The organism is Prevotella lacticifex, from assembly GCF_019973375.1.
Taxonomy (GTDB): Bacteria; Bacteroidota; Bacteroidia; order Bacteroidales; family Bacteroidaceae; genus Prevotella; species Prevotella lacticifex.
On the sequence record NZ_BPTV01000028.1, the window covers coordinates 1 to 348 of the forward strand.

Annotated in this window: 1 protein-coding gene; it reads right to left on the reverse strand. The window is 50.6% G+C overall.

From position 1 onward, the window contains the following. Positions 1–348 (reverse strand): P-loop NTPase family protein (locus LDN30_RS16255; protein WP_223930256.1); only part of this gene is annotated, 348 nt, incomplete at both ends.

Here is a 348-nt window from a genome sequence, read left to right on the forward strand (position 1 = left end):
CCTTGGGGCGACTACCCAACCCAACAAGGTTGTTCATATAATAACATACCATGTCGCTGTTGAACATACTGGGCTCCTTGCCGAAACTCTCTTCGGCAAAGCAGTAGTTGTCGTACCACGGCTTAATGTCGTCGATTATGCTATCCTCAGTAACGTCTTCTTTGATAGCCCCGGCATCCTTATAATACCGTATCATCTGCCGGACTTCGTCCTCCGAGAAACCGAGCATCTGGTTGAATCGCGGATCCATGGTGATATTCAGCGCGATATTGTAGCCGCTGGTCAGGTCGTCGAGGGTTATGGGCGACACCCCGAGCATGATGATGCGGTCGAACATCGGCTTGAAAA